At 66.6% G+C, this 4,415-nt stretch carries 4 protein-coding genes; 2 read left to right on the top strand and 2 right to left on the bottom strand.

All coding sequences use genetic code 11. The features are described from left to right. A partial coding sequence (locus tag C5F48_RS22085; protein WP_258186551.1) for a DNA polymerase occupies positions 1-1,459 on the top strand: 1,459 nt, incomplete at its 5' end. A 28-nt stretch (positions 1,460-1,487) separates the two neighbouring features. Here the strand turns inward: C5F48_RS22085 and C5F48_RS22080 are convergent. Then, positions 1,488-1,868, bottom strand: coding sequence for an HIT domain-containing protein (locus C5F48_RS22080; RefSeq protein ID WP_107665897.1), 381 nt, complete (start codon positions 1,866-1,868; stop codon positions 1,488-1,490). 4 nt (positions 1,869-1,872) lie between these two features. Next, the gene (locus C5F48_RS22075; protein WP_107665896.1) at positions 1,873-3,450 is read right to left on the bottom strand and encodes a DUF5928 domain-containing protein; all 1,578 of its coding nucleotides are present in this window, start codon (positions 3,448-3,450) and stop codon (positions 1,873-1,875) included. Between the two features lie 145 nt (positions 3,451-3,595). Here C5F48_RS22075 and C5F48_RS22070 point away from each other — a divergent pair, with 145 nt between their 5' ends. Continuing rightward, a complete protein-coding gene (locus C5F48_RS22070) occupies positions 3,596-4,414 on the top strand; it encodes a sulfotransferase family protein (protein WP_107665895.1) in 819 nt (272 codons plus the stop codon). Position 4,415 lies beyond the last annotated feature (1 nt).

Genomic DNA, 4,415 nt, shown 5'->3' with positions numbered 1-4,415 from the left:
ATGTCCCTACGCCATGCATGCGGGCCGGCACGGGCATGGCATGGACACGCTGGCCGACACCTATCTCGGCCACACGCCGATCCCGATCAAGCCGCTGCTCGGCTCGGGCAAATCGGCGGTCACCTTCGACCGGGTCGAGATCGACAAGGCCGTCTGCTACGCCGCCGAGGATGCCGACGTGACACTGCGGCTGTGGAAGCTGTTCAAGCCGCAGTTGCACCGCGCCAAGGTGACGACGGTCTACGAGACGCTGGAACGCCCGCTGGTGCCGGTGCTGGCGCAGATGGAGATGGCGGGGGTGCAGGTCGACCGCGACACGCTCTCGCGCATGTCCAACGCCTTCGCGCAGAAGATGGCCGGGCTGGAGGCGGAGATCCACCAGCTTGCCGGAGGGCCGTTCAACGTCGGCTCGCCGAAGCAGCTGGGCGAGATCCTGTTCGACCGGATGAGCCTACAGGGCGGGGTCAAGGGCAAGAACGGCGCCTATGCCACCGGCGCCGACGTGCTGGAGGATCTGGCCGCCGAGGGCCACCACCTGCCCGCCCGGGTGCTGGACTGGCGGCAGCTGTCGAAGCTGAAATCGACCTATACCGACGCCTTGCAGGAGCACATCCACCCCGACACGGGGCGGGTGCATACCTCCTACTCCATCGCGGGCGCCAACACCGGCCGCCTCGCCTCGACCGACCCGAACCTGCAGAACATCCCCGTCCGCTCCGAAGAGGGCCGCCGCATCCGCGAGGCCTTCGTAGCGCCGAAGGGCAAGCTGCTGGTCAGCCTCGACTACTCCCAGATCGAGCTGCGCATCCTCGCCCATATCGCGGATATTCCCGCGCTGAAGCAGGCCTTCAAGGAGGGCCACGACATCCACGCGATGACCGCATCCGAGATGTTCAACGTGCCGCTCGAAGGCATGGACCCGATGATCCGCCGTCAGGCCAAGGCGATCAACTTCGGCGTGATCTACGGCATCTCGGGCTTCGGCCTCGCCCGCAACCTGCGCATCCCGCGCGCCGACGCTCAGGGCTTCATCGACCGCTACTTCGAGCGTTTCCCCGGCATCCGCGGCTACATGGACGAGACCATCGCCTTCGCCAAGGAAAACGGCTTCGTCCAGACCCTGTTCGGCCGCAAGATCAACACGCCCGAGATCAACGCCAAGGGCCCCGGCGCCGGCTTCGCCCGCCGCGCGGCAATCAACGCGCCGATCCAGGGCACGGCGGCCGACGTGATCCGCCGCGCGATGATCCGGATGCCGAAGGCCATCGCGGGGATGCCCGCGAAGATGCTGCTGCAGGTCCACGACGAACTGCTGTTCGAGGTGGAGGAGACTGCGGTGGACGAGGTGATCGCCCGGGTGAAGGAGGTGATGGAAAGCGCCGCCGACCCCGCCGTGCATCTGTCGGTGCCGCTGACGGTCGAGGCCGGGCGCGGGCGCAACTGGGCCGAGGCGCATTAAGCGCCCCGGCCAGCCAGACGCCTGAGGGTCAGCCCCTGCTCAGCAACGGCCCCAGCGGGCGGCCGCCAAGGATATGCACATGGTAATGCGGCACCTCCTGCGCCGAATGCTCGCCGGCGTTGGAGATGGTGCGGTAGCCCAGCCCCCCGGCCCCGGGCTGCACCCCCATCAACGCGCAGACCTGCCCGGCCAGACGGTGGAAATCGACGATCTCCTCCGCCGAGGCCTCCAGCGCGAAATGGTCGAAGGTCACGTAGGGGCCCTTCGGGATCACCAGCACATGTTCCGGCGCCTGCGGATGGATGTCGCGGAAGGCCAGCGCATGCTCGCTCTCCAGCACGGTCTGGTTCGGGATCTCGCCGCGCAGGATGCGGGCGAAGATGTTCTGGTCGTCGTAGCTATAGGCCATGGCTTCAATCCACAAACAGATAGTCGGTTGCCGCGATCTCTCGCGCCTGAGCCTCCGGAATACCAAGAAACCCCGCCAGAGGCACGGTGTTTTCCGCCACGGACCCGGACTGCCGGATGCAGAACAGGTTCTCGAACTCCGCCTCGCGGATCCGGTCGCTCTCGAAGCGGATGTCGTAGCGGATGGTCGGCAGCAGCCGGTCCAGCGTCTCCTGCGGGGTCTGGTCGCCGGCTAGCCCGACCCGCCTTGCATGGCCGATCAGGTAGTCGTCGCTGAAGTCGCACTCCACCTCCAGCAGCCGGGTCTCGGAGCGGTCGCCGAAGAAATCCTGCATCAGGTCGAGGCTGGCCGGGTCGATGCAGATCACCAGCCGGTCGCTCTGCCAGGTGTCGAACAGCATGCGCAGCAAGGCCCGCCGGTGCCGGGTGCGCTTCTCCAGCGTCGACTGGATGCCGCCCAGATCCGGCAGCGGCGTGTCGGCCTCGTTGAACAGGTAGTCCACCGCCGGCAGGCCGCAGACCTGTCGCACCCGCTCGACCAGCCGCTTGGCCACATGCCATTTCTTGCAGGTGACCATCAGCAGGGTCCGGCCGCGCCCCAGGCTCGATTCGGTCTCCCAGAAGCGCGGGGCGAAGCGGCGGCCGATCCGGCCGCGCCCGGACAGGAAGCGGAACAGGCTGCGACCCTCGTTCGAGATCGGGAAGCTGACCCCGGTCGCGGCATAAAGCCGCCCCAGCCGCTCCTTCAGCTCGACCGCATCGGGCGAGATCTTGCGGGCGAACAGGTAGTCCTGGCTCAGCAGCAGGTCGTAATGGTCGTTGTAGAAGCTGACCGGCATGCCGTAATCCGAGAAGATCAGGAAGCTCAGCGTCCGCGTCCGGATCTCCGGCTCGGGCACCAGATGCCGCACCAGGGTCTGGAAGAAGGTCTCGTCCGGGATCCAGGTGGTGCGGAAGAAGCGCATCACGTCGCGCCGCCGGTCGCAGAACTCGACCACCGCCTCCACCGTCCGCCGCCTGAGGCACCACCACTGGCTGCCGATCTGCACCTGCAGATCCGCCGGGATCCGGCGCGCCAGCCCCAGCCGCTGCTGCCAGTCGAGCGCGGCGTAGAACAGCCGCTTCTGGGTGCGCTCGTTGAAATAATGCCGGTAGATCAGCCGTTCCTCGCGGATTCCGGTCTTGATCCAGTCGGATGCGAAGAAGTCGAAGCTCTCGATGTAATCCGCCTCCTCGCGGTCGAGAAAGGCGCGGGCATATTCGGCCGACTTGATCGGCATGCAGTCGCCCGACAGCATGTAGAGATGCGTCGCGCGCGGAAACCGCTCCAGCGCCGCGCGCACCGCCAGGAGCGTGGCGGCGACCAGACTCCAGCCGCCCCAGCCGCATTTCAGCCGCCGCGCGCTGAAGCAGACCGAGGCGTTGCCGGCCAGCGCCGCGCGGATCCGGGCGAAGGCGGCGCGCGGGGCCCGGGCGTCGAAATGGATCGAGACGAAATCCCCCGCCGCCGTCAGCCGCTCCGCCTGGGCGATGACGCCCTCGGGATCCTTGTGACACAGCAGGATGTAGGCGATCTTGGCCATGGCAAGCCCAAACACGGGAACTCGTGACGAACTGTCCCGGCAGAGTGCGACATGGCGCATTGAAAGGACAAGGGTTCTTTGCTTCTCTGGCCCCGGTGCGGCGGCCATGTGGGCCGCCCGGTAACAAGTGCGAAGGGTGGGTCGGATGGGATTTCCAGGCACATGGATGACGGAAAGCGAAAGCCTGGTGTATCGCGTGGTGCCGAAATGCGCCTGCTCCACCATCGGCCAAGTGATGTTCTACACCGACCACGGCCGCTTCTACGACGGTGACATCCACGACGCCGCCGAGGGGCTGCACAAATGGGCGCAGGAGCACAGCCAGCCGCTGATCGAGGCCAATGTGCGGGCGCACCGCTCCTATGCCTTCACCTGCGTGCGCAATCCCTACAGCCGGATCCTGTCCTCCTTCTTTGACAAGATCTGCGGCATCCAGCGCAACGGCAAGCGCTACCGCGGCAATCTCGTGCCGCAGATCATCCAGAAATACGGCATCGAGGTCGGCGGGCCGGACGGGCGCGACGAGTTCGACCAGATCCGCAGCTTCCGCCGCTTCCTGCTCTTCGCCCGCGACAGCATCCGCTGGAAGAAGCCGATGGACCCCGACATCCACTGGTCCTCGATCTCCGGCCATGTCGCCACCTTCATCGTCAACGGCGGGCGCTACGACCGGATCTTCTTCACCGAGCGTTTCGAGGAGGGCATGGCCTCGGTGCTGGGCCAGGTCGAGACCCGGCACAGCCTCGACCTGAAGACAATGCCGCGCTTCAACGAGAGCGAGAGCCACGGCCCGGCCCGCGCCCACCCGGTCGAGGCCTATTTCGACGACCTGTCGATGCATCTGATGTGGGAGATCTACCGCAAGGACTTCCAGCTGTTCCGCTACGATTTCGCCAACCCGGCCAACCGCCTGCCCTTGGGCGAGGTCGACCTGGCCGAGGTCCACGCCAAGCTCGGCGACTGAG

The organism is Cereibacter changlensis JA139 (assembly GCF_003034985.1).
Classification (GTDB): domain Bacteria; phylum Pseudomonadota; class Alphaproteobacteria; order Rhodobacterales; family Rhodobacteraceae; genus Cereibacter; species Cereibacter changlensis.
This window is presented reverse-complemented; position numbering and strand designations above follow the sequence as displayed.

Bases quoted from the DNA above. Each gene is read 5' to 3' on its own strand.
- C5F48_RS22080 (WP_107665897.1), bottom strand. From the start codon at position 1,868: ATGGCCTATAGCTACGACGACCAGAACATCTTCGCCCGCATCCTGCGC.
- C5F48_RS22075 (WP_107665896.1), bottom strand. From the start codon at position 3,450: ATGGCCAAGATCGCCTACATCCTGCTGTGTCACAAGGATCCCGAGGGC.
- C5F48_RS22070 (WP_107665895.1), top strand. From the start codon at position 3,596: ATGGGATTTCCAGGCACATGGATGACGGAAAGCGAAAGCCTGGTGTAT.